The organism is Synechococcus sp. CBW1002 (assembly GCF_015840915.1).
Taxonomy (GTDB): domain Bacteria; phylum Cyanobacteriota; class Cyanobacteriia; order PCC-6307; family Cyanobiaceae; genus CBW1002.
In genome coordinates this window covers 3778877-3798602 of the sequence record NZ_CP060398.1, presented here as the reverse complement: position 1 = coordinate 3798602, position 19726 = coordinate 3778877, and the positions used below count along the sequence as shown (strand labels likewise).

Sequence of the window (19726 nt, the reverse complement as noted above, 5' to 3'; positions counted from 1 at the left end):
GCGCTAAAGCTGCTTCAAGTAGATTTAATCTGCTGAACAGTGTGTCCTGGTGGATTTGATTCTTCTGCGCAGAGGTTTCCTCGCAACTGGCTGGCCGCTGGCTGCCCTTGATCCAGCTGTTTTCGCTTTCTGAATCAACAGCTCTCCTTGGAATTCCTCCCTGGAACTCCTCTCTGGACTTCTACGCCGATGCGTCAGGCGTTAACGCGTGGTTAGGATATGCCTATCAAGGCTTCAGCGGCATGCGAAGATAGTGAGAATCGCTTGCTGCTCCTATGGACCTCGATCGTGACCAGGAGCTGAATCTTGTCGACGCCTGGTGGCGTGCCGCCAACTACCTTGCCGTGGGGATGATCTATCTCCAGGACAACCCCCTGCTGGCGGAACCCCTGCGCTTTGAGCACATCAAGAAGCGTCTGCTGGGTCACTGGGGTTCCAGTCCGGGCCAGGCGTTCATCTGGGCCCATGCCAACAGGGTGATCCGTCATCACGACCTGGAGATGATCTACCTCTCCGGTCCGGGCCACGGCGCTCCGGGGGTGCTGGGGCCCACCTACCTCGATGGAAGCTACAGCGAGGTTTATCCCGACAAATCACAGGATGCCGAGGGGATGCGGCGCTTCTTCAAGCAGTTTTCCTTTCCGGGCCATATCGGTTCCCACTGCACCCCCGAAACCCCAGGCTCGATCCACGAAGGTGGTGAGCTGGGCTATGTGCTGTCGCACGCCTGCGGGGCGGTGTTCGACAATCCGAACCTGATCGCCCTCGCCTGCGTCGGGGACGGTGAGGCTGAAACCGGACCCCTGGCCACCTCCTGGCACATCAACAAGTTCCTCAACCCGATCAGTGATGGCGCCGTACTGCCGGTGTTGCACCTGAACGGTTACAAGATCGCCAATCCCACCTTGCTGGCCCGCATTCCCCACCAGGAGCTCGAGAGCCTGATGCGGGGCTATGGCTGGGAGCCGATCTTCGTGGAGGGCAGTGAGCCCATGGCGATGCATCGCGCCATGGCCGATGCCATGGATCAGGCCATTGGGACAATCCAGCGGGTGCGGGAGGACTGCCGCACATCTGCTGAGGCCCTGCGACCAGCCTGGCCCATGATCGTGCTTCGCTCCCCCAAGGGCTGGACCGGTCCGCAGGAATTCCACGGCAAGAAACTGGAAGGATTCTGGCGTTCCCACCAGGTGCCGCTGGCGGCGCCCAACAAGGATCCGGAACAGCTGGCCATGCTCGAGAGCTGGCTGCGGAGTTACCGGCCCGACGAGTTGTTCGATGCCAACGGAACCCTCCGCTCCGACCTGCAGACGCTTTCCCCCCGGGGTGATCGCCGCATGGGCTCAAGCCCCCATGCCAATGGCGGCCAACTGCGCCGCAGCCTGCGGCTGGCGCCGATCGAGGCTTATGCCGTGCCGGTGGAGCAGCCGGGTCAGACGGAGTACGAGAACACGGCCGCTCTCGGAGCCCTGCTGCGTGACACGATCGCCCGCAACCCCGATTCCCTGCGGGTGTTCGGCCCTGATGAAACCTCCTCCAACCGCCTTCAGGCCATCTACGAGGTGAGCAAGAAAGTCTGGATGGAGGAACTCCTGCCGGAGGATGCCGGCGGCAGTGAACTCGCCCGCGACGGACGGGTGGTGGAGATGCTCTCCGAGCACACCCTGGTGGGAATGATGGAGGGCTATCTGCTGACGGGACGCTATGGCTTCTTCCACACCTACGAAGCTTTCGCGCATGTGATCGCCTCGATGTTCAATCAACACGCCAAGTGGCTGGAGTCGTGCATTCATCACGCTCCCTGGCGCGCCCCGATCGGTGCCTGGAACTGTCTGATTTCTTCCACCGTCTGGCGGCAGGATCACAACGGTTTCACCCATCAGGACCCGGGTTTCATCGACCTGGCCGGTAACAAGAGCGGTGAAGTGGTTCGGGTCTATCTGCCGCCCGATGCCAACTGCCTGCTGGCGGTGGCTGAAGAGGCGCTGCTGGAGCCGAACGTGTGCAACATCATCGTCTCCGATAAGCAGAAGCACCTCCAGTATCTCACCCTGGAGCAAGCCCGTGTCCATGTGGCCAAGGGCATCGGCATCGTGCGCTGGGCCAGCAACGACGATTGCGGAACTGAGCCTGATGATCCGGATGTGGTGATGGCCTGCGCCGGCGACATTCCCTCCAAGGAGACCCTGGCAGCCGTGGAGATCCTCCGCCTTGAGATTCCGCAACTCAAGATCCGGGTTGTCAATGTGGTCAAGCTGTTTGCCCTCACCCAGCCCACGGAGCATCCCCATGGCTTGTCGGATCGCGATTTCGATACGATCTTCACCACCGACAAGCCGGTGATCTTCAACTTCCACGGCTATCCGTGGCTGATTCACCGCCTCACTTATCGCCGCACGAACCATTCCAATTTCCATGTGCGCGGCTACAAGGAAAAGGGCAACATCAACACGCCGCTGGAGCTGGCGATGAACAACCAGATTGATCGTTTCAACCTGGTGATGGATGTGATCGATCGTGTTCCGTCGCTTGGCTCCCGGGCCGCCCACCTCAAGGAACGCATGAAGGAGGCGATTCTTCGGCACCGTGAGTACGCCCATACCCACGGAATGGATGCACCGGAAGTCACCGACTGGCGTTGGACCCTGCCGGTCGCGACCTAGGTATGGCTGGCCAGATTCCTGCGCCAGATGTAGCGCTCCTGGTTCTCAATGCGGGTAGCTCCAGCCTCAAGGCTGCCCTGTTCACTCCAGATGGAGCCTGCCTCTGGCGTGATCAGCGCCCCTGGCACCCCGGCGACCAGGACGGCGACGCTGCCGCAGCGGCAATCGGGGAGGACAGTCGCGCCGTCGGTGCTTTGGAGCAGGTGCTCGCAGGCTGGTTGCCCGCAGCGCTGGAGGCTCTGCAGGTCGATCTGCTTCTGGTGGCCCACCGCGTGGTTCATGGCGGCGAGCGGTTCATCGGTCCCACCCTGCTCGACCCGGAGGCTCTCAAGGCTCTCGAGCAGCTGGTGCCCCTGGCACCGCTGCACAACGGTCCGGCCCTGAGGGTGATGGGCTGGGTGGGCAACTGGCGGCCTCAGCTTCCCCAGTGGGCCTGCTTTGACACCGCCTTCCACTGCACCCTGCCACCCGAGGCCAGCACCTATGCCCTGCCCCAGGCCTGGCGGACTCAGGGCCTGCGCCGCTTTGGCTTCCATGGATTGAGCCATCAGCATGTCAGTGAAACGGTCAGTCGGCTCTATGCCGATCGTCCGAGGACGGCTGCTCAGCCCCTTCGTCTGATCAGCTGCCATCTGGGGGCCGGCTGCTCGCTCTGCGCCATCCGAGCTGGCCGCAGCCTCGACACCACCATGGGTTACACGCCGATGGAGGGCCTGGTGATGGCCACCCGCAGTGGCTCTGTGGATCCGGGAGTGCTGCTGCACCTGCTGGAGCAGGGCCTGTCGCCGGCGCTCCTCGAGCGCGGCCTTCAGACCGAGAGCGGTCTGCTCGGCCTCTCCGGTCTGAGTGCCGACATGCGGGAGTTGAGGGTTGCTGCCACTGCTGGCCACGAGGGGGCCTTGTTGGCTCTGGCGGTGTTCCGGCACAGACTTCTGGCCGGTATCGGTGCGATGGCGGCGTGCCTCGGGGGTGTGGATGTGATCGCCCTCACCGGAGGCATCGGCGAGCACGACGATGCCCTGCTGGCCGAACTGGAGGAGGCCGTGGCCTGGCTCAGGCCCGTGGATCTGCTGAGGATTGCGGCCGACGAAGAGGGCCTGATCGCGCGCAGTTGCATGCCTCATCCAGTCGTATAAAGAACGACGACGGATCGTTCTGCGGCTGCGTATGTATTCCCGCTGTGTGATGGGGCCATCTCCCAAGGCACGATATCGTTGGGAGAAGCGAGCGATGTGTCTAACCAGCGCCGCCATGATGTGACAGTGTTTGTGCCGATCAAGGGAAGCTCGAAGTCAAGGGGCTTCCAGTAGCCATTCAGGATCAGATGAAGCCAGCTGTTTTCACGCTTCAGCTGAATTGTGAGGCCAATGCTGTGTGAGTCCTCCCCCCAGTCGGGGTTGTTGAGACGACTGCCATGCCAGGCCTTGGTGGCATCACGGATCAGAACATTCAGGGGGGTTCGTTCCTGTTCCGAGTGAAGGTCGCGTAGCAATCGTCGGCTGATCATCAGTTTCACAAAACGATGCAGATCGGCATGCTGTTGCAGCAGGGTCCAGTCGAACCAGTTCACGGGATCATCCATCCCATAGCTGTTGTTGTTGCCGTGCTGGGAGCGTCTGACCTCATCGCCCATCAGCAGCATGGGGATGCCCAGAGACAGCAGGGTGACAGCGATGAAGTTCCGGATCTGCCGAGCCCGCAACTGTTCCACTGCGGGGTCGTTGCTTGGTCCTTCCACGCCACAGTTCCAGCTACGGTTGTCGTCGCAGCCGTCGCGATTCTGTTCCCCATTGGCCTCATTATGCTTGTGGTTGTAGGAAACCAGATCGTTGAGCGTGAATCCATCGTGACAGTTCACGAAATTGATACTTTGCTCCGCTTCACGCTCTTTATGCCCGTAGATTTGGGGGCTGCCAATCAGTCGGTCGGCGAATCGTCCTAAGGAACCCGGTGTGCTGCGAAAGAAATCACGGGCATCGTCGCGGAAACGGCCGTTCCATTCACGCCAGCTGTCGCCAACGAAACTGCCAACCTGATAGAGCCCCGCCGCATCCCAGGCTTCAGCAATCAGCTTGGTGCCCGCCAGCTGCGGGTCCGACTCAATGTCCCAGAGAACCGGGGGATTGGGAAGCACATTCCCGGCCGAATCGCGGGCGAGGATGGAGGCAAGGTCAAAACGAAAGCCATCGACGTGCATCTCGCCAACCCAGTAACGAAGGCTGTCGATAATCATCCGTTGCACAACAGGGTGGTTGGCATTCAGGCTGTTCCCACAGCCTGAGTAGTCGGCGTATTGACTCCCGCCGTCCTTGAGCAGATAGTAATTGGGATTGTCGATTCCCCGGAAGCAGAAGGTGGGCCCGTTCAATCCTCCCTCGGCCGTGTGGTTGAACACCACATCGAGAATCACCTCAATCCCTGCACGATGCAGGGCCTTCACCATGTCGCGGAATTGGTTGACAGCCGCCAGCGGGTCGTCCCCACAGCTGTAGCCGGGATGGGGGGCGAAGAATCCCAGGGGCTGGTAGCCCCAGTAGTTCGTCTGACCAGCGGGTGCAGCCTGGCGATCAAAGGCGAACACCGGTAACAGCTCCACAGCAGTGATGCCGAGATCCTGGAGATAGGGAATCTTGGCGATCAGACCGGCATAGGTTCCTCGCTTCTCCTCGGAAACTCCGGAACTCGGATGGGCCGTGAAGCCACGGATATGCATTTCATAGATGATCGTGCGGGCACAGGGATGGCGCAAAGGTTGATCACCCTGCCAATCGTAGGCTCCTGGATCAACAACCACACTTTTCATCAATCCCGTACCTTCTGTTATGGCCACAGCGCGTCCATAGGGATCGAGCAACACCTTCGCAGCATCGAAGCACAACCCGCGCGAAGGGTCCCACGGCCCGTGGACGCGGTAGCCATACAGCTGACCGGCTTCCACCCCTGCCACAAAAGCGTGCCAATAGTGGTAGGTGCGATGCTCCAACGGATCCAGCGTCACCACCTGTGATGGGTGAGAATCGTTCACCCCGTCGAACAACAGCAGCTCCACAGCCTATGCCGTTCTGGAAAACAGGCAGAAGTTGGCCCCACCGCGCTCCACAGTGGCGCCGATCGGGTGGCTCCTTCCATTCGTGGACTTGGTCATGGAGTTGTTGAGGGGGGGGGTCACGTGAGCACGGAGCCATCCACGAAGGAACCTCCTGCTGCAAGAGCCCGAAGATTTGCCCCTGTGGTGCGAGCGATGTCCATCAGTGCTTCATGGGTGAGAAAGGCCTGATGAGCTGTGATCAGCACATTCGGAAAGGTCAGCATTCGTGCCAGAAGATCATCCTGCAGCACGGTTCCGGAGAGATCCTCGAAGAATACGCCTTCCTCCTCTTCGTAGACGTCAAGAGCTACGCCACCCAGACGGCCGGATTTCAGTGCATCGATCAAGGCTGCAGTATCGATGAGTGCTCCCCTACTCACATTTACCAAGACGACTCCGGGCTTCATGCGTTCTATGGTTTCGCGGCGGATGATGTGGTGTGTTTCGGGAGTGAGTGGGATGTGGAGGGAAATCACATCACTGAGGCTTGCCAAGGTGAATGGATCCACGTAAGTGATGCCTTCACGAGCTGCCCATGCTGCATCAGGGTAGGGGTCGTAGGCTACAACCACCATCCCAAAGCCGCGCAGGATGCGAGCAACAATGCGGCCGATTTTGCCGGTTCCGACAATGCCTGCAGTTTTGGCGTTCAGATCAAAGCCCACTAGCCCCTGCAGGGAGAAATTCAACTCTCGAACGCGATTGAAGGCGCGGTGGATCCTGCGGTTGAGAGTGAGCAGCAACGCCACAGCATGTTCCGCTACAGCGTTGGGCGAATAGGTTGGAACCCGGGTGACAGTGATGCCATGGTCACGAGCTGCGGAGAGATCCACATGATTGAATCCTGTGCAGCGTAGGGCCAGTAGTTCGGTGCCTTGAGAGGAAAGCTGCTGGAGGCAATCCCTGTCCACAGTGTCGTTGACAAAGGCGCAAACGGCACGGTCGCCAAGTGCCGCGGCGGCGGTTTCGGCAGTGAGGCGAAAGTTCAGGAAACGCAGCTGAACGTCTGCGCCCGTTGCCGCGGGAAGGTGAATGCGATCGTAGGGTTTCGTGTCAAACACCGCTGCCGACAGGCCTGGACTGTTCAAGGTGATGGCCTCTGCTGATGCTCAGGTGTGACTGGCAATCTAGCCGTGATTCCGTTCAGATCAGATTTGTGCAGGGGCGAGGAACTGTGAATTCAGAGTGTGAATGCAGAGGTGCCTGGTTGTGCCTCGGTTGTTGCTGGGTTGATCCGGCCAGGAATCTCACTGCCGAGCTCTCTGGCAACCTGATCGGCGATGCGCAGGTAGCCCGCTCTCTGTTCTGTGGAAAACCTATTGTCGCCCTTGACGAAATGGCTTGGATGCTGCATTCCCACTGAGCGTCTACTGCTGGCTCCAGGGCCAGCTTTATTCTCCAAATGCCACCTGGCACGAAGCATTGAGCAACTGGGCTTCTTCTGGGGTGGCCGGTGGCTCCCCATCCAGCAGGCCCTGCTCGCAGTCTGCAGTGAGCTGATAAATCGTGTTCTCTCGCTCGGCCCAGAACGTGGTTGATGTGCTGTCGACCGGCTGAATACTCTCGTAACGGAGGCCCAGCTGCGTATCGGGAACGATCACGGTGGGATTGCCGGCGTCGACGGCGGCGTCGATCAGGTTGTTGATCAGCGATGAGGCCGCCAGGGCGCCGAGGCCCCAACCCACTGCCCTGGAATTCCACCACCCCCAGCTGGGTCTGCGCGAGCGTCCGTACCAGCCCCAGCCCCAGGGACGGGCCCGGCGCCAGCCTTGCCGCGCCCACCCCGGAGTCCGCCGGATGAGTGTGGTTGGCCGGCGAGCCCTCCCCCAGACGGCGCCGGACGATCCCCTGCCCCGCCAGATGATTCCGCTGCTGTTCCGGGGAATGCTTCGGGGGAGGTTTCGGAGGCCATGGCTGCTGCGGCCCCAGCCACTGGTGGGCCGGTAACTGCCCCGGTTGATTCCCTGTCGACCGAAACCCGTTCGACCACCGCTACTGGGCCCGATTCTGCTTCCGCTTCGCCCTCGACTGCTGCCGCCTCTGCTACCGCCGCCGCCTCTGCTTCCTCCGCCTTTTTTTGCCAACTCTCGATTGAGCCGTTCGTGCCCGGGCGAAGGGTTGACCCCGCTGGCAAGACTCTGGGTCCATCCCAGCGATTCAGTTGGGAGAGTTTCAGCGCCACAGGGCATGGCCACCATCGCGCTCAGCAGGAGTGATGACGCCGCAAGCGTGAATCCGGAGGATTGGATACGTCTCACAGGTCGGCTCCAATGCGCCGGCCGCAGCCGTCATCAAAGCAGGACGCCTTCACTCTGCCGTTGCTGTCAAACATCACCTCGACTCGATCACGCTCTCGGTATTCGCCGGGGCGCTGCTCGTAGAGGCTGTTCAGAAAGTTGGGATTGACTACGCAGAACTCACGCCCGTTGAAGCAGATCGTATTGGTTGAGAATTGCCCTGACGCTGACGCGACGGAAACCCAGGCTTTTCCCTTGGGGTCGAAACGTTCGATCCGATTCTCAGGGTCATCGGAGATTCTGATCAGCTCAACCTGCGTGCCGATCCGGTGCCGGTAGTAGGTCACAGTACCCTGATCGTAGACATCCACCCGGCATTTCTGCATCGGCCCCTGCTTGATCGAACAATCGGTTTCCAGTTCGTACAGCGGTTTCTGATCGGGTGGGATGCTCTGGGCTGTGCCAGGAGAGGGATGCAGCATTGCTCCAGCCAGGATCGACGCCCCTGAAAGCAGAAGCGCGAAGTATCGGCGTGCGTGACGTGGCATCACTGGCGTTTATTCCATCTTGCTTCTACTACACTGAGAAGAGATCTTGGTTTGTCCGCTGGCTTAGGCGATTCCGAAACCAAACGTTATGTGCTGACCGGAGATGCGTTTGATTGACTGCCAAAGACGTTTGGTCTTGCCCTTCTCTCTTTCTTTCCCTCAGAGAGGATCACGACAGGTCAGCACCAGTTCCAGAGCAAGATTCTCAAAGCGTTGACGGCAGGTCCGCTCCAGCTGATCCCGCAGGAGATCCACATCCAACGCCGAAAGGGCCATGCCGGGATCGATGTACAGCAACCCCTGAACAGCCCGTCCTAAGGTGAACACGGCGTCGTCAACCAGGCGGATTCCCTGTGCATTAAGTTCCTGCCGGACGATGTTCAGCACTGCCTGGCGGACCGTGGATCTGGCGGCTACGCCACCGAGTTCACTGACCGCATCTCTGAGGCTGCGCAGCGGAGCCACCACTAGGATCCCAGAGAGCAGCAGAACGATCCAGGCATCACTCACCGGCACCATGCCCGCCAGTGGTGTGTCGAGCAGGAGGGGGGTGACGGCAAAGGCCAGTCCCAGGCCGGCACTGATGGCTGCACCCACCAGGGTGGCGCGACGCTCCATGGCCAGCAGCTGGCTCTGTCTGCCCCCTATTTTCCAGTGCCGGTGATGATTCCAGGCGACCAAGAGCCCCAGCGCGGCCATCAGGCATGCGTAGATCACGATTCCACCAATCCAGGGAGGGGTGATGCTGGCTCCATGCCGCTGAGCCAGAATCCTGTCGATCGAGCTGATCGCCGCAAACAGCAGAATCCCCAGCAGCAGGAGGGATCGACTGCCGACATACAGGGTTTCCAGTGCCCAGTAGCCAAAGGGAAAGCGCCTGTCGGGTGGCCGCAGAACCTGGGTGCTCAGGTGTCCGCCGGCAAGAATCATCAAGGCGTTCAGCCCTGATACCAAACCATCGAGGGCGAGAGCCTGGGCATTGCAGAGCCAGGATGCGATCGCCCCAGCCACCGCCATGATCAGATTGACTCCAACCGCAAACTGCAGAGCCCGCGAGTCCTGATTCACCATGACGAGCCTGGACGGTTCTCTTATTTCCAGACAACCGTACTTCAGTGTTTAAGCACGGGGCCGGAACAAGGCACCATTATCTTAGTTGGTCGCGTTCAGATCGCCATCGATCGGATTGAGAGTGTTGAGCCTGTTGGCTGTTCGCCTCAGTGATTCCTGGCTTTCCTGCCTTCATGGCTCTCTAGCCTTCTTCATGATGAGCGTTCAAGATGGTCTTTTTCTCCGTGAGACTTTTGGTGGTCTGGCGTTGAACCGGTGTCCTGTCTTCTATCTGATTGATGGGAAAGGGCTGTTGTTGATTCACTGACTGCTGGCATCAGATATCACTGCTGCTGCGGCAGGTGTTGTGCAGCGTCCATGGGATCGCGTATGAATCACATCCGTCGATGTGTCGGGCGTTGTCTCTATCCGCGTTATTCTTGCGACAGCACCGCCGCCAATTCCAGTCGTTGGCAGGTCGGGCACAATCTGGACCATGGCCATTACGATGTTGGCTCCGCCTATGTGCAGGCCTTCAACTGCCGCTTTGGTCCGAATGACAAGGTTGTGGATTGATGCGGGAACTGAATTCGCCTGAATCCGCAGAGAAGCGACCCTGAATCTGGCAGGGTGCAAGGGATTCCGCCCAGTCGACGCCCCCTTCCCCTGGTGAGATCTCCACAGGCCCCTTCCCTTGGTGCTGCCGCCTCCTCCGCTGCCACGCACACCTCCGCTTCGCCAGTGCTTGAGCTGCTGGACATCGCTGTGGCCGGAAGGGTCGTGGCTGGTGTGGAGCGCCCCCGGCTCCAGGGGGTGACGCTGCGGTTGCAGCCTGGCGACAGCGTGGCGCTGCTTGGTGCCAGCGGCGCCGGTAAGAGCACTCTGCTGGCCGTGGCCAATGGTCTGCTCGAGCCCACGCGGGGTGTGGTGCTCTGGCAGGGGGAGACGCAGGCCCGCACAGGCCGGCGGCGGCGGCGCCAACAGGCCCGCATCGGCACCCTCTGGCAGGACCTTCGCCTGATCGAGGAGCTCAGCGTTCAGCAGAATCTCAACGCCGCACGCCTGGCCCAGTGGGGTTGGCCTCGGGCCCTGCTGAATCTTCTGCTCCCCCTGGAGACGGAGGTCAATGCCCAGGCCCTGCGCCAGGTTGACCTCGATCCCGCCCTGCTCGGTGAGCCCGTTGCCGCTCTCTCGGGCGGGCAACGCCAGCGGGTGGCCCTGGCCCGTCTGCTGCGTCAGCAGCCCACCCTACTGCTGGCGGATGAGCCACTGGCCAGCCTGGATCCGCGCCTGGCCCAGGATCTGCTGGCCCTGTTGCTGGCCCAGGCCGCCCCCCCCCGTGCCCTCTTGCTGAGTCTGCATCGACCTGACCTGATTGGCGGATTCTCAAGGGTGGTGGGCCTGCGCCAGGGCCAGGTGGTCTTCGATGGCCCGCCCAGCGCGATCAGCCCCGAAGCCCTGAAGGCTCTGTATGCCGGAGAGCCCAGCACCGTGGAGGCCCGATGACCACGCTGCCGGCGGTGGACAGGCCCAGGCTGCGGCCCGCCGTGCCGCTCTGGGTGCTGCTGCCGGCGCTGGCGCTGCTGCCGGTTGCTGCCCTGCTGCCCCAGCTGATCCACGGCGGTGGCTGGGATCTGCTGGGTCGTTTCGTCTCTGCGGCGGTGACGCCCTCCCTCGACCCCTTGGTGGTGGGTTCCGCCCTGCAGGGGCTGGGGATCACCCTGGGTGTGGCCCTGCTCGGCTGGGCCCTCAGCCTCGGCCTTGGACTGGCCCTGGGGCTGGCCAGCTCGCGCACGGTGTGGGCCACCTGTGGACTGGGTTCAGCTCCGGCGGGGCTGATCCGCCGTCTGCTGGCGCTGCCCCGCTCGATCCATGAGTTGCTCTGGGGGCTGTTTCTGCTGCAGCTCGTGGGACTGCAGCCGGCGGTGGCGGTGGTGGCCATCGCCCTGCCCTACGGCGCCCTGGTGGCCCGCGTCACCGCAGACCAGCTCGATGCCCTTCCCACCCGCACCCTTGACGCGTTGCGCGCCTGTGGCGCTCCCCCTGGCGCGGCCCTGCTCACGGCCATCGGCCCGCCGCTGTTCCCGCAGGTGCTGAGCTACGGGGGGTATCGCCTCGAGTGCGCCCTGCGCAGCGCCACCCTGCTCGGAGTCTTCGGTCTGGGGGGGATCGGCACCGACCTGCGTCTGACCCTGCAGTCGCTCGCTTTCCACGAACTCTGGACCAGCCTCTGGCTGCTGCTCGCGGCCATGCTGCTGCTCGAGGCCCTGGTGGGTTGGCTGCGGCGGCGCTGGGGCATGCCGGGCCGCCTGGGCCTGAAACGGGCGAGCGTGGGCCGCAGGGGCCGCGAGATCCTCGTCACGGCCCTGGCCTTGCTGCCACTCCTGCTCGCGGCGGCGGCACGGCTTGAGGTGCGCCCCCAGGATCTGCTGCAGTGGCAAGGCCTGCCGGGCCTGGGCCAGGGCGACTGGTCTGGGGTGCTGGCTCTGCCCTGGGGCGACCTGATCGGCACCACTCTGGTGATGACCCTGCTCGCATCAGCCCTGGCGGTGGGCGTGGCGCCGTTGCTGCTGCTGCTGGCGGCACCCTGGGGCTGGGCCCGGGCCGCTCTGCAACTGATCTGGGCCCTGGGCCGGCTCTGGCCCCCACCCCTGACGGCCCTGCTGCTGTTGTTTCTGCTGCAGCCGGGGTTGATCACCGGGGCCCTGGCTCTGGGCTTCCACAACCTCGGCATCCTGGGGCGCTTGCTGCTGGAGGCGGTCGAGAGCGCAGATCCTGGCCCTGAACAGGCCCTGCGCGCCGGTGGCGTTGGCCCCCGACTGGCCCTGCTTTATGGCCGTTACAGCCGGCTGGCCCGCTCCTACCTGGCCTATGGCGCCTATCGGACCGATGTGATCCTTCGGGAATCGGTGGTGGTGGGCCTGGTGGGCGCCACGGGCCTGGGCACCCAGCTGCTGGAAAGCCTCAGCGGCTTTGCCTGGGATCAGATCGCGGCCCTGCTGGCGGTGTATGCCGTTCTCACCCTGCTGGGGGAGGAACTCAGCGACCGGTTGCGCCAGCGGTTGCTGCTCGCCTGAGGCCACCTGGAGACGGCGAAGTTGGCATCAGGGGACCTGCGAACGGCGAACCAGACAACTGCGGGCCCGAAAGCAGCTGACCGGGAAACTGGCAGGGCTGTCGGATCCAGCGGCGAGACTTCCAAGCTCCGAGAACCCCCATGGCGTCGATCGTGCCCGGCCCGACCCGGATTCCCCGAAAACTGGTGGTGCTGGGGGACAGCCTGGTCTACGGCTGGGGCGATCCGGAGCATGGCGGCTGGTGTGAGCGGCTGCGGCGCCACTGGATGGGCCTGCCCCAGGGCCCGGTGCTCTACAACCTCGGGGTGCGGGGCGACGGCCTGGAACGCCTCTCCGCTCGCTTGCCGGCAGAAGTGCACTGCCGTGGCGAGCTGCGCCGCCAGCGACCCCAGGGGATCCTGATCGGCATCGGCCTGAATGACACCGCCCGGGTGGGCCGCTCGGATGGCCGTGAGCAGCTGGAACCGGAAGCCTTTCTGTTCGGCATGCAGCAGTTGCTGCGGGAGGCCCGGCGGATTGCGCCGGTGCTGTTGCTGGGGCTCACCCCGGTGGATGAGGCGGTGATGCCCTATGCCGAGGTTCTCTGGTTTGACCTGGGGTCGGTGCGGCGTTACGAGGGGCTGCTGGAGGAGGCGGCCATGGAGGCGGACGTGCCCTTTCTGCCGCTGCTGGAGACCCTCACGGCCGATCCGCGTTGGTTGCAGTGGATCGAGCCCGATGGGCTTCACCTCAACGCCGAAGGCCACCGGCAGGTGTACGAGCGGGTGTGCCGCTGGCCGGCGCTGCAGCGCTGGGCCGAGCTGGATCCCCGTGTCACCGCCACGCCGGCTGTTTGAGGCGGCAAAGATCACCCGAATGGGTGAGCTGGATTCACCGGATCAGGGGATGTGGGCGCCTGGCCTCCAGGCCGACCGTGAAAGGACGGACGTGATTCCCCCATGGTCGGCTCGATCGTTCCCCTGTTTCGCTCGTCACCCACGGCAGCCTCCACGGAAGCCAGTGCCGCTGCCGCTGGTGCCCCAGCTGCCATGCGGCGCACGGCAGGACCGGCGGATCCGGCCGCCATCAACCGAGCCTGGTTGGCGGCCTACGCCTGCAGCAGCGAAGCTCATGTGCGGCTGCACTGGCGCAATGCCCTGGTGCAGGTCAATCTGCCACTGGTACGGCTGCAGGCCCGACTCCAGGCGGCCAGCACCGATCTGCCCCTCGACGACCTGATCCAGCTTGGAGCGATCGGCCTGCTGCGGGCCATCGAGGCCTTTGACCTTCAGCGGCGCGTCAGCCTCAGCAGCTTTGCGGTTCCGTACATCCGCGGCACGATGCAGCAGTATCTGCGCGATCGGCACCGGCCCCTGCGGGCGCCCTGGCGGCTGCGGCAGCTGCAGCAACGGGTGGAACGGCTCCAGGCGCTTCGCCTGCACGACGGCCAGCCACCGCTGTCCGCCGAGGAGCTGGCCCGCCAGCTCTCCTGCAGTACCGAAGCCCTGGGACAGGCGGCGGATCTGCAGACCTGCGAGCGGTTGCGCTCCCTGGATGCCCCGATCGGCGGGGATGACGGCGAGGGCTGCGGCAGCTGCCTGCTGGACCAGTTGGCTGATCCTTCGGCCTCTGTTTCTCCTGCCTCATCCTCCGCGGAAACCGATCCAGATCCTCAAGATCAGGCCAGCCTGCACTGGCTGCGGCAGCGCCTGGCCCAGCTCAGTCCTCAGGAGCGGCAGCTGCTGAACGGTCGCCATCTGCAGGGCGACACCTGGGTGGCTCTGGGGCGCGAGCTCGGCTTCCATCCACGCATGGCCCAGCGTCAAACCGACGCCCTGCTGCAGCGGCTGCAACGGGAGGCGCAGCAATGGCAGGAGCTCAACCGCCCGGCAATGCAGCAGACGTGAGCAGACGAGCCGCCCCCATCGCCAGCAGGGCGGCCACCAGGGTCTGGAGGCCATTGATCACCTCGTTGGTGAGCCAGGCGACCCGTTGCTGCACGGTGGCGCCGAGCCAGCTCTCCAGCAGGGTGGCCGCCAGCCCCACGGCCGTGACCAGGCCCCAGCTGAACCAGTCCGGCAGCACGCCCAGAGCCAGCAGGATCAGGGCCATCAGGGCACTGCCGGCCAGGCTGGCGGCCGTGCCTTCAAGGCTCACGGCTCCTTCCGTGCCGGGCGGTACCGGCCGCAGGCTGGTGATCAGCAGCGTGTGCCGGCCCCAGCGCTTGCCGATCTCACTGCCGAAGGTGTCCGCCAGCTTGGCGGCAAAACTGGCGGCGAAACCGATCAGCAGCAGCGGCTGCCAGTGCGGGGGGCTCAGGGGCACCAGCACCGCCAGAACGGTGCCGGTGAGGGCCGATCCCCAGACATTCTCCGGCCCGCGGCGGCCGCCTCTGGCTTCGGCGAGACCCTGCTCCTGTTTGCGGCGCAGCCCCAGGCGGGTGACGGCCGACCCCAGAGCCAGGTAGGCCACCACGGCCCACCAGCCGGCGGCCCCCAGGCAGCCCCACAGCAGGGTGCCGAGCAGGCCGGCATGGATCCAGCCGGCACGGGTGAGCAGCGGCAGGGGCTGGGCCAGGCTGATCAGGATTCCATTCAGGCCCAGGGCCAGCAGCCAGTGCGCGGCGGTCTGGGCCGGGATGGCGTTGCTCAGCACAGGGCCAGGGTCGATTGATGTGTTGCACAGATCTAAGCGCTGGGCCGCATCGTGCCGCCGGGAGCGGATAATCGGGCCAGTCTTTCGACGCCGCCATGGTGTTCAAGCTCAAGCCGTCGTTCTTCCTTGAGCTGGGCGGCGACGCCAAGACCCCAGACAGCAAGAAGCCCGCCGTGGTCGTTGCCCCGGCGGCTCAGGAGAAGGCGGAGGCCAAAGCCCCCAAAGCCAGCAAGGACAAAGGTGTCACGGCTGCTGAGGCAGTCGCTCCCGCCATCCAGGAGGCTGCGCCCTCCTCCGGCGTTGAGCTCACCACCGCTGAAGCCATCGCCGCCGAGCTGGCTGCCGCTGCCGCCAGCCGGCCGGCCCCCAGCCTGACCACCTTCGCGCCCGATTGCCTGGTGCCCGGCGCTGCCGTGACCCGCCGCCGCCGTGGTGGCGCCAACCTGGCCGGCTTCCGCAGCATGGCCGCCGGCATGTTCCGCAGTTGAAGTCTGCGGGCATCGCCCCGGCTCAGGTCTGAATCAGCTGCTCCCCAGCTGCGCCCGCCAGGCCACCAGGCGGGCCACGCCGGCCACAGCAGCGGTTGAGCTCCGCAGGATCGTGGGTCCAAGCTGCACCAGCTGCCAGCCAGCGGCCACTGCGAGTTCCTCCTCGCGCTCAGACCAACCCCCTTCCGGCCCGATCGCCAGGGTGATGGTGGCCACAGCCGCGGATGCAGCTGCCGGTGTTGTCGCTGCTGGCAAGGTCGCAGCAGGCGATGTCGCAGCCGAGCAGATGGTCGCTGCAGGTGTAGGACGATCCATGGGCTGCCAGTCCTCACAGGCCTCCTCCAGGCCTGGCAGCTCTCCCTGACGCGTCGTGGCCAGCAGACCCAGTCCCTCCACCGGCACTGACAGGTAGGCAGCCCCGCTCCGCAGCGGTTCCCAGCGCGGCAGCCACAGCCGCTCGCACTGCTCCGCCGCTTCCCGCACGACCGCGCGCCAGCGCTCCGGGATCGCCGGGTCCGCCGCATCGCCGCGCCGGACGCTGCGCTCGGCCTGCAGGGGGCCCAGCTGATCCACCCCCAGCTCGGTGGCCATGCGCAGCACCAGTTCCCCGTCGCGCCGTGGCATCGCCAGGGCCAGGCCAATCGGCAGGGAGGTGGGCTCCTGGCGCTCCAGGGGCTGCCCCAGCGGCTGCTCCAGGTCGGCGCGGCCCGGTTCCTGCAGCTGCGCGGTCCAGAGGCCCCCGCAGCCATCCACCACGGCGAACCGGTCGCCGGGCCGCAGCCGCAGCACCCTGTTGAGGTAGTGGCTCTCCTCCCGGCTGAGGGCGATCCCAGCGTCGCCGCCCTGCCGCAGTCGGTTCGGATCGATCAGTAGGCGGCGCAGTTCCCGGGCCATCGCTCTGGCTCACCCCAAGCCGCTACCCCACCGGTACCTCATTCGTCCTCCAGCTGGGGAAAGAGGCTGTCGGGCTGCTCCTCGATCGGCCAGTCCTCGTTGATGCCGCCCACGACCACCTCCTCGATCTCCACCACGTCGTTGTTGAGTTGCCGCAGGGCGTTGAGCAGCACATCCAGGGCAAAGACATCGCTGGTGCCCATATCCACCCAGCAGCGGGCCCACTCCCCCTGCAGCTCCAGCGGCCCCATGTTGTGCATCAGGGCGGGCAGGGCCCGCTCCGCTTCCTCCTGGTCCACCACCAGCCAGCTCAGATCGGCCGCCTCTTCGTGCAGCTGCAGGGTCTCGGCATTGAAACCGCCGAGCTTGCCGAGGAAAAACCAGCTGTCGAACACCGTTTCCACGTAGCCCCTCTCCCCATGGCCGAGGGGATGGGAGAAGCGCATCCAGATCCAGCAGTTGAACGGGTCGACCTCGCGGAAGCGGATCTCCATGGGGCAGTGCGAACCGGCGTGGTTGCGATCGATGTCTCTCCATCAAACACGCCGCCTCGACCGACCGACTCAGGCGGCGGCCCAGCATGCTGGTGCCATGCTCGAGCTTCAGAACCTTCGTTATCAGCCCGCCACGGCTGCCACACCGGTGCTGCTCGATGTGAGCCTGCGGCTGGAGGTGGGAGAGCCAGCCCTGGTGACGGGGCGCAGTGGCTGCGGCAAGACCACCCTGCTGGAGGTGATCAGTGGCCTGGCCGAAGCCGATCGTGGCCGCATTCTCTGGAACGGTGAACTCCTCTCCAGCCGCCGACGGCGCTGGCTCTGCGGGCTGGTGTTCCAGTTCCCGGAGCGCCATTTCCTCGGCCTCACGCTGGGCCAGGAGCTGAAACTCGGCCAGCGGCGCCTCACCCAGGAGCGGGCCGAGGCGGCGCTGGCCAAGGTGGGGCTCACAGGGGTTTCGCTTCAGCAGGCACCGGAGCGGCTCAGTGGGGGCCAGCAGCGGCGGCTGGCCCTGGCGGTGCAGTTGCTGCGCGATCCGCGGGTGCTGCTGCTGGATGAACCCACCGCCGGGCTCGATTGGACCGTGCGCGATGAGGTACTGCAGCTGCTGCGCAGCATCGCCCGCGAACGGGCGGTGCTGGTGGTGACCCATGAGCCGGAGCTCTTTGGCGATCTGGCACCCCAGCGCTGGCTCCTGGAGAACGGCACCCTCCAGGCCTGCCAACCCCACCCGGGCCAGTCGGCGCAGCGTTCAACCGCCCGACTGGGCTGACCCACGGGCCAGGACACCCCACCGGCGCATCGCCTACCGCCGCATCGTCCACGGCCGCATTGCACTCCGTCGCATCCCCTCTTGGCCGCAGCGCACTGCCTACGATGCCCGTCAGTTGGGTTGCGGGCGGGCCGGTGTGATGGGCGATCAGCTGGTGCGTGCCACCGCCGCCGGGGGCGGTATCCGACTGGTGGCGGTGACCACCACCGTGGCCAGCCGCTATGCCCGCCGTCGCCACGACCTCTCCTTCCTCACCACCGCCTTGCTGGGCAGGGCGATGACCGCCGGTCTGCTGCTGGCCAGCTCGATGAAGGTGGCCCATGGCCGGGTGAATCTGCGCATCGCCTCCGATGGTCCGCTGCGCGGCCTGATGGTGGATGCAGGCCGCGACGGCACCGTGCGCGGCTACGTGGGCCAGCCCAGCCTGGAGCTGGATCTGGTGCGCGAAGCCGATGGCGGCTCCCACTTCGACTTCCGCACGGCCACCGGCACCGGTTACCTGCACGTGGTGCGAGACCTGGGCGAGGGAGAGCCCTTCAGCAGCACCGTTGAGCTGGTGAGTGGTGGCATCGGCGAAGACGTCGCCTCGTACCTGCTCCATTCCGAGCAGACCCCTTCGGCGGTGTTCGTGGGGGAACGGATCGACAGCAGCGGCGTGCGATGTTCCGGAGGGGTGCTGGTTCAGGTGCTGCCCAAGGCGGCCCGGGAACCGGCCTTGGTGGCCCTGCTGGAGGAGCGGTGTCGTGAGATCCGAGGTTTCAGTACTCGGCTGGTCGCCTGTGAGGGCAATCTCAAGGCCCTGCTGGAAGATATCTTCCCGGATCTGGATCCCCAGCTGCTGCAGGAGGGAGAGCCCCACCAGGCGGTGCAGTTCCACTGCCCCTGCAGCCGCCGTCGCAGCGTCAGCGCCCTGAAACTGCTGGGCCGCGACGAACTGAGCGCCATCCTGCAGGAAGACGGCCAGGCTGAGCTCGTCTGCCACTTCTGCAATGAGACTTACCAGGTCAAGGCCCCTGAATTGCAGGAGCTGATCGACGAGCTTGCTGTGGCGTGAGAGTCGCCCCTGAGCCGTCGGCTTGAGGCCACCGGGGGGCTTCAACCGATCAGAAGGGCACCCAGCAGCAGCAGCAGCAGGGCCGGCAGGCTCTGGACCTGGAGAGGCGACAGGGGCAGGGACGGATCGAGGCCGCCGGCCAGCAGGCCGCCGATCACAAGCCCGATCGAGAGCAAGGCAAAACCCCAGCCGACCGCCACAAGCAACCGACCGAGACGGCGCTGCAGGTTGATCACGGCCACGCCGGTGGCGAGGGCCAGCAGCAGTTCCGGTGCTGCGCTCGGGGTGAACAGCAGCAGGGCCAGCAGGGAACCGATGCCGGCCAGGGGAATCCAGAGTTCGGTGCCACTGGCCAATCCCAGGTTGGGCATGCGCAGGGCGGCGCCGGAGAGCCTGGGAACCGCCAGCTGCGGCAACTGGGGCAGGGCGGGCAGGGCCGGCCGGGCTGGCGGCGGCGAGGCCTGTTCCCGCTGGGAGGCGGAACGGGCAGCGAAGCTCACCCGTCCCTGCTGCCTTTCCTTGAGGCGCTCCATCAGCACGGCGTCGTAGGCGGCCTCGATCCGGGAGCGGGCCAGGGGGTCATCGCCCACCTCGTCGAGACGAGCCAGCTTGGCGGCTTGCACGGCGTCGAAACTTGCGTCGGCGGCGATCCCGAGACGCTCATAGGGGTCGAAGGCATCGGCCGCGCGGGACGGCTGATCGGAACCTTGATTCATGGCCAGCTCTG

The 19726-nt window shown here is 64.8% G+C and carries 18 protein-coding genes; 9 read left to right on the top strand and 9 right to left on the bottom strand.

The annotated features are described in order from the left end of the window. Positions 1-275: 275 nt before the first annotated feature. Both H8F24_RS18645 and H8F24_RS18640 read left to right on the top strand, forming a co-directional pair. Positions 276-2663: a phosphoketolase gene (locus H8F24_RS18645; RefSeq protein WP_197156508.1), complete on the top strand. Its 2388-nt coding sequence runs from the start codon at positions 276-278 to the stop codon at positions 2661-2663. Positions 2664-2665: 2 nt separating this feature from the next. After that, positions 2666-3799 carry an acetate/propionate family kinase gene (locus H8F24_RS18640; protein WP_197159352.1) on the top strand — a complete coding sequence of 378 codons (1134 nt, stop codon included), beginning with the start codon at positions 2666-2668 and terminating at the stop codon, positions 3797-3799. On the opposite strand, the gene H8F24_RS18635 is transcribed toward H8F24_RS18640, so the two are convergent. The 5 genes from H8F24_RS18635 to H8F24_RS18615 form a co-directional block, all read right to left on the bottom strand. Beyond that, positions 3784-5712: a glycogen-debranching protein gene (locus tag H8F24_RS18635; protein WP_231597968.1), complete on the bottom strand. Its 1929-nt coding sequence runs from the start codon at positions 5710-5712 to the stop codon at positions 3784-3786. The two genes, H8F24_RS18640 and H8F24_RS18635, sit on opposite strands and share 16 nt — an antisense overlap. 116 nt (positions 5713-5828) lie before the next feature. After that, positions 5829-6839, bottom strand: coding sequence for a 2-hydroxyacid dehydrogenase (locus H8F24_RS18630; RefSeq protein ID WP_304623200.1), 1011 nt, complete (start codon positions 6837-6839; stop codon positions 5829-5831). Positions 6840-7142: 303 nt separating this feature from the next. Next, positions 7143-7436 (bottom strand): hypothetical protein, encoded by a 294-nt coding sequence (locus H8F24_RS18625; RefSeq protein ID WP_197156504.1) that lies wholly within the window; start codon positions 7434-7436, stop codon positions 7143-7145. 569 nt (positions 7437-8005) lie between these two features. Further along, positions 8006-8470 carry a hypothetical protein gene (locus tag H8F24_RS18620; protein WP_197156502.1) on the bottom strand — a complete coding sequence of 155 codons (465 nt, stop codon included), beginning with the start codon at positions 8468-8470 and terminating at the stop codon, positions 8006-8008. Between the two features lie 225 nt (positions 8471-8695). Next, a complete protein-coding gene (locus H8F24_RS18615) occupies positions 8696-9607 on the bottom strand; it encodes a cation transporter (protein ID WP_197156500.1) in 912 nt (303 codons plus the stop codon). Positions 9608-10327: 720 nt separating this feature from the next. Here H8F24_RS18615 and H8F24_RS18610 point away from each other — a divergent pair. The 4 genes from H8F24_RS18610 to H8F24_RS18595 all read left to right on the top strand — a co-directional run bounded on the left by H8F24_RS18610 (position 10328) and on the right by H8F24_RS18595 (position 14549). Beyond that, positions 10328-11092 carry an ATP-binding cassette domain-containing protein gene (locus H8F24_RS18610; protein ID WP_197159350.1) on the top strand — a complete coding sequence of 255 codons (765 nt, stop codon included), beginning with the start codon at positions 10328-10330 and terminating at the stop codon, positions 11090-11092. Then, complete coding sequence (locus tag H8F24_RS18605; protein WP_197156498.1) at positions 11089-12663, top strand: ABC transporter permease; 1575 nt, start codon at positions 11089-11091, stop codon at positions 12661-12663. Before H8F24_RS18610 ends, H8F24_RS18605 begins: the two co-directional genes overlap by 4 nt. A gap of 140 nt (positions 12664-12803) precedes the next feature. Further along, positions 12804-13499, top strand: a complete 696-nt coding sequence (locus H8F24_RS18600; protein ID WP_197156497.1) for a GDSL-type esterase/lipase family protein — start codon at positions 12804-12806, stop codon at positions 13497-13499. A gap of 102 nt (positions 13500-13601) precedes the next feature. Next, a complete protein-coding gene (locus H8F24_RS18595) occupies positions 13602-14549 on the top strand; it encodes a sigma-70 family RNA polymerase sigma factor (protein WP_197170486.1) in 948 nt (315 codons plus the stop codon). Here the strand turns inward: H8F24_RS18595 and H8F24_RS18590 are convergent. Continuing rightward, complete coding sequence (locus H8F24_RS18590; protein ID WP_197156493.1) at positions 14521-15297, bottom strand: DUF92 domain-containing protein; 777 nt, start codon at positions 15295-15297, stop codon at positions 14521-14523. The genes H8F24_RS18595 and H8F24_RS18590 overlap by 29 nt on opposite strands. Before the next feature lie 95 nt (positions 15298-15392). Between H8F24_RS18590 and H8F24_RS18585 the strand changes: the two genes are divergently transcribed. Next, positions 15393-15785: a hypothetical protein gene (locus tag H8F24_RS18585; RefSeq protein WP_197156491.1), complete on the top strand. Its 393-nt coding sequence runs from the start codon at positions 15393-15395 to the stop codon at positions 15783-15785. A gap of 33 nt (positions 15786-15818) precedes the next feature. On the opposite strand, the gene H8F24_RS18580 is transcribed toward H8F24_RS18585, so the two are convergent. Further along, a complete protein-coding gene (locus H8F24_RS18580) occupies positions 15819-16679 on the bottom strand; it encodes a 16S rRNA (uracil(1498)-N(3))-methyltransferase (RefSeq protein ID WP_197170485.1) in 861 nt (286 codons plus the stop codon). 38 nt (positions 16680-16717) lie between these two features. Next, complete coding sequence (locus tag H8F24_RS18575; protein ID WP_197156488.1) at positions 16718-17173, bottom strand: DUF3531 family protein; 456 nt, start codon at positions 17171-17173, stop codon at positions 16718-16720. A 97-nt stretch (positions 17174-17270) separates the two neighbouring features. On the opposite strand from H8F24_RS18575, the gene H8F24_RS18570 reads away from it, so the two are divergent. Then, on the top strand, positions 17271-17945 hold the full coding sequence (locus H8F24_RS18570) for an ABC transporter ATP-binding protein (RefSeq protein WP_197156486.1): 675 nt from the start codon (positions 17271-17273) through the stop codon (positions 17943-17945). Positions 17946-18084: 139 nt separating this feature from the next. Beyond that, positions 18085-18999: an Hsp33 family molecular chaperone HslO gene (gene hslO, locus H8F24_RS18565; RefSeq protein ID WP_197156484.1), complete on the top strand. Its 915-nt coding sequence runs from the start codon at positions 18085-18087 to the stop codon at positions 18997-18999. 41 nt (positions 19000-19040) lie between these two features. Here the strand turns inward: hslO and H8F24_RS18560 are convergent, their stop codons facing one another. Continuing rightward, positions 19041-19715, bottom strand: coding sequence for a CPP1-like family protein (locus tag H8F24_RS18560; RefSeq protein WP_197156482.1), 675 nt, complete (start codon positions 19713-19715; stop codon positions 19041-19043). Positions 19716-19726 lie beyond the last annotated feature (11 nt).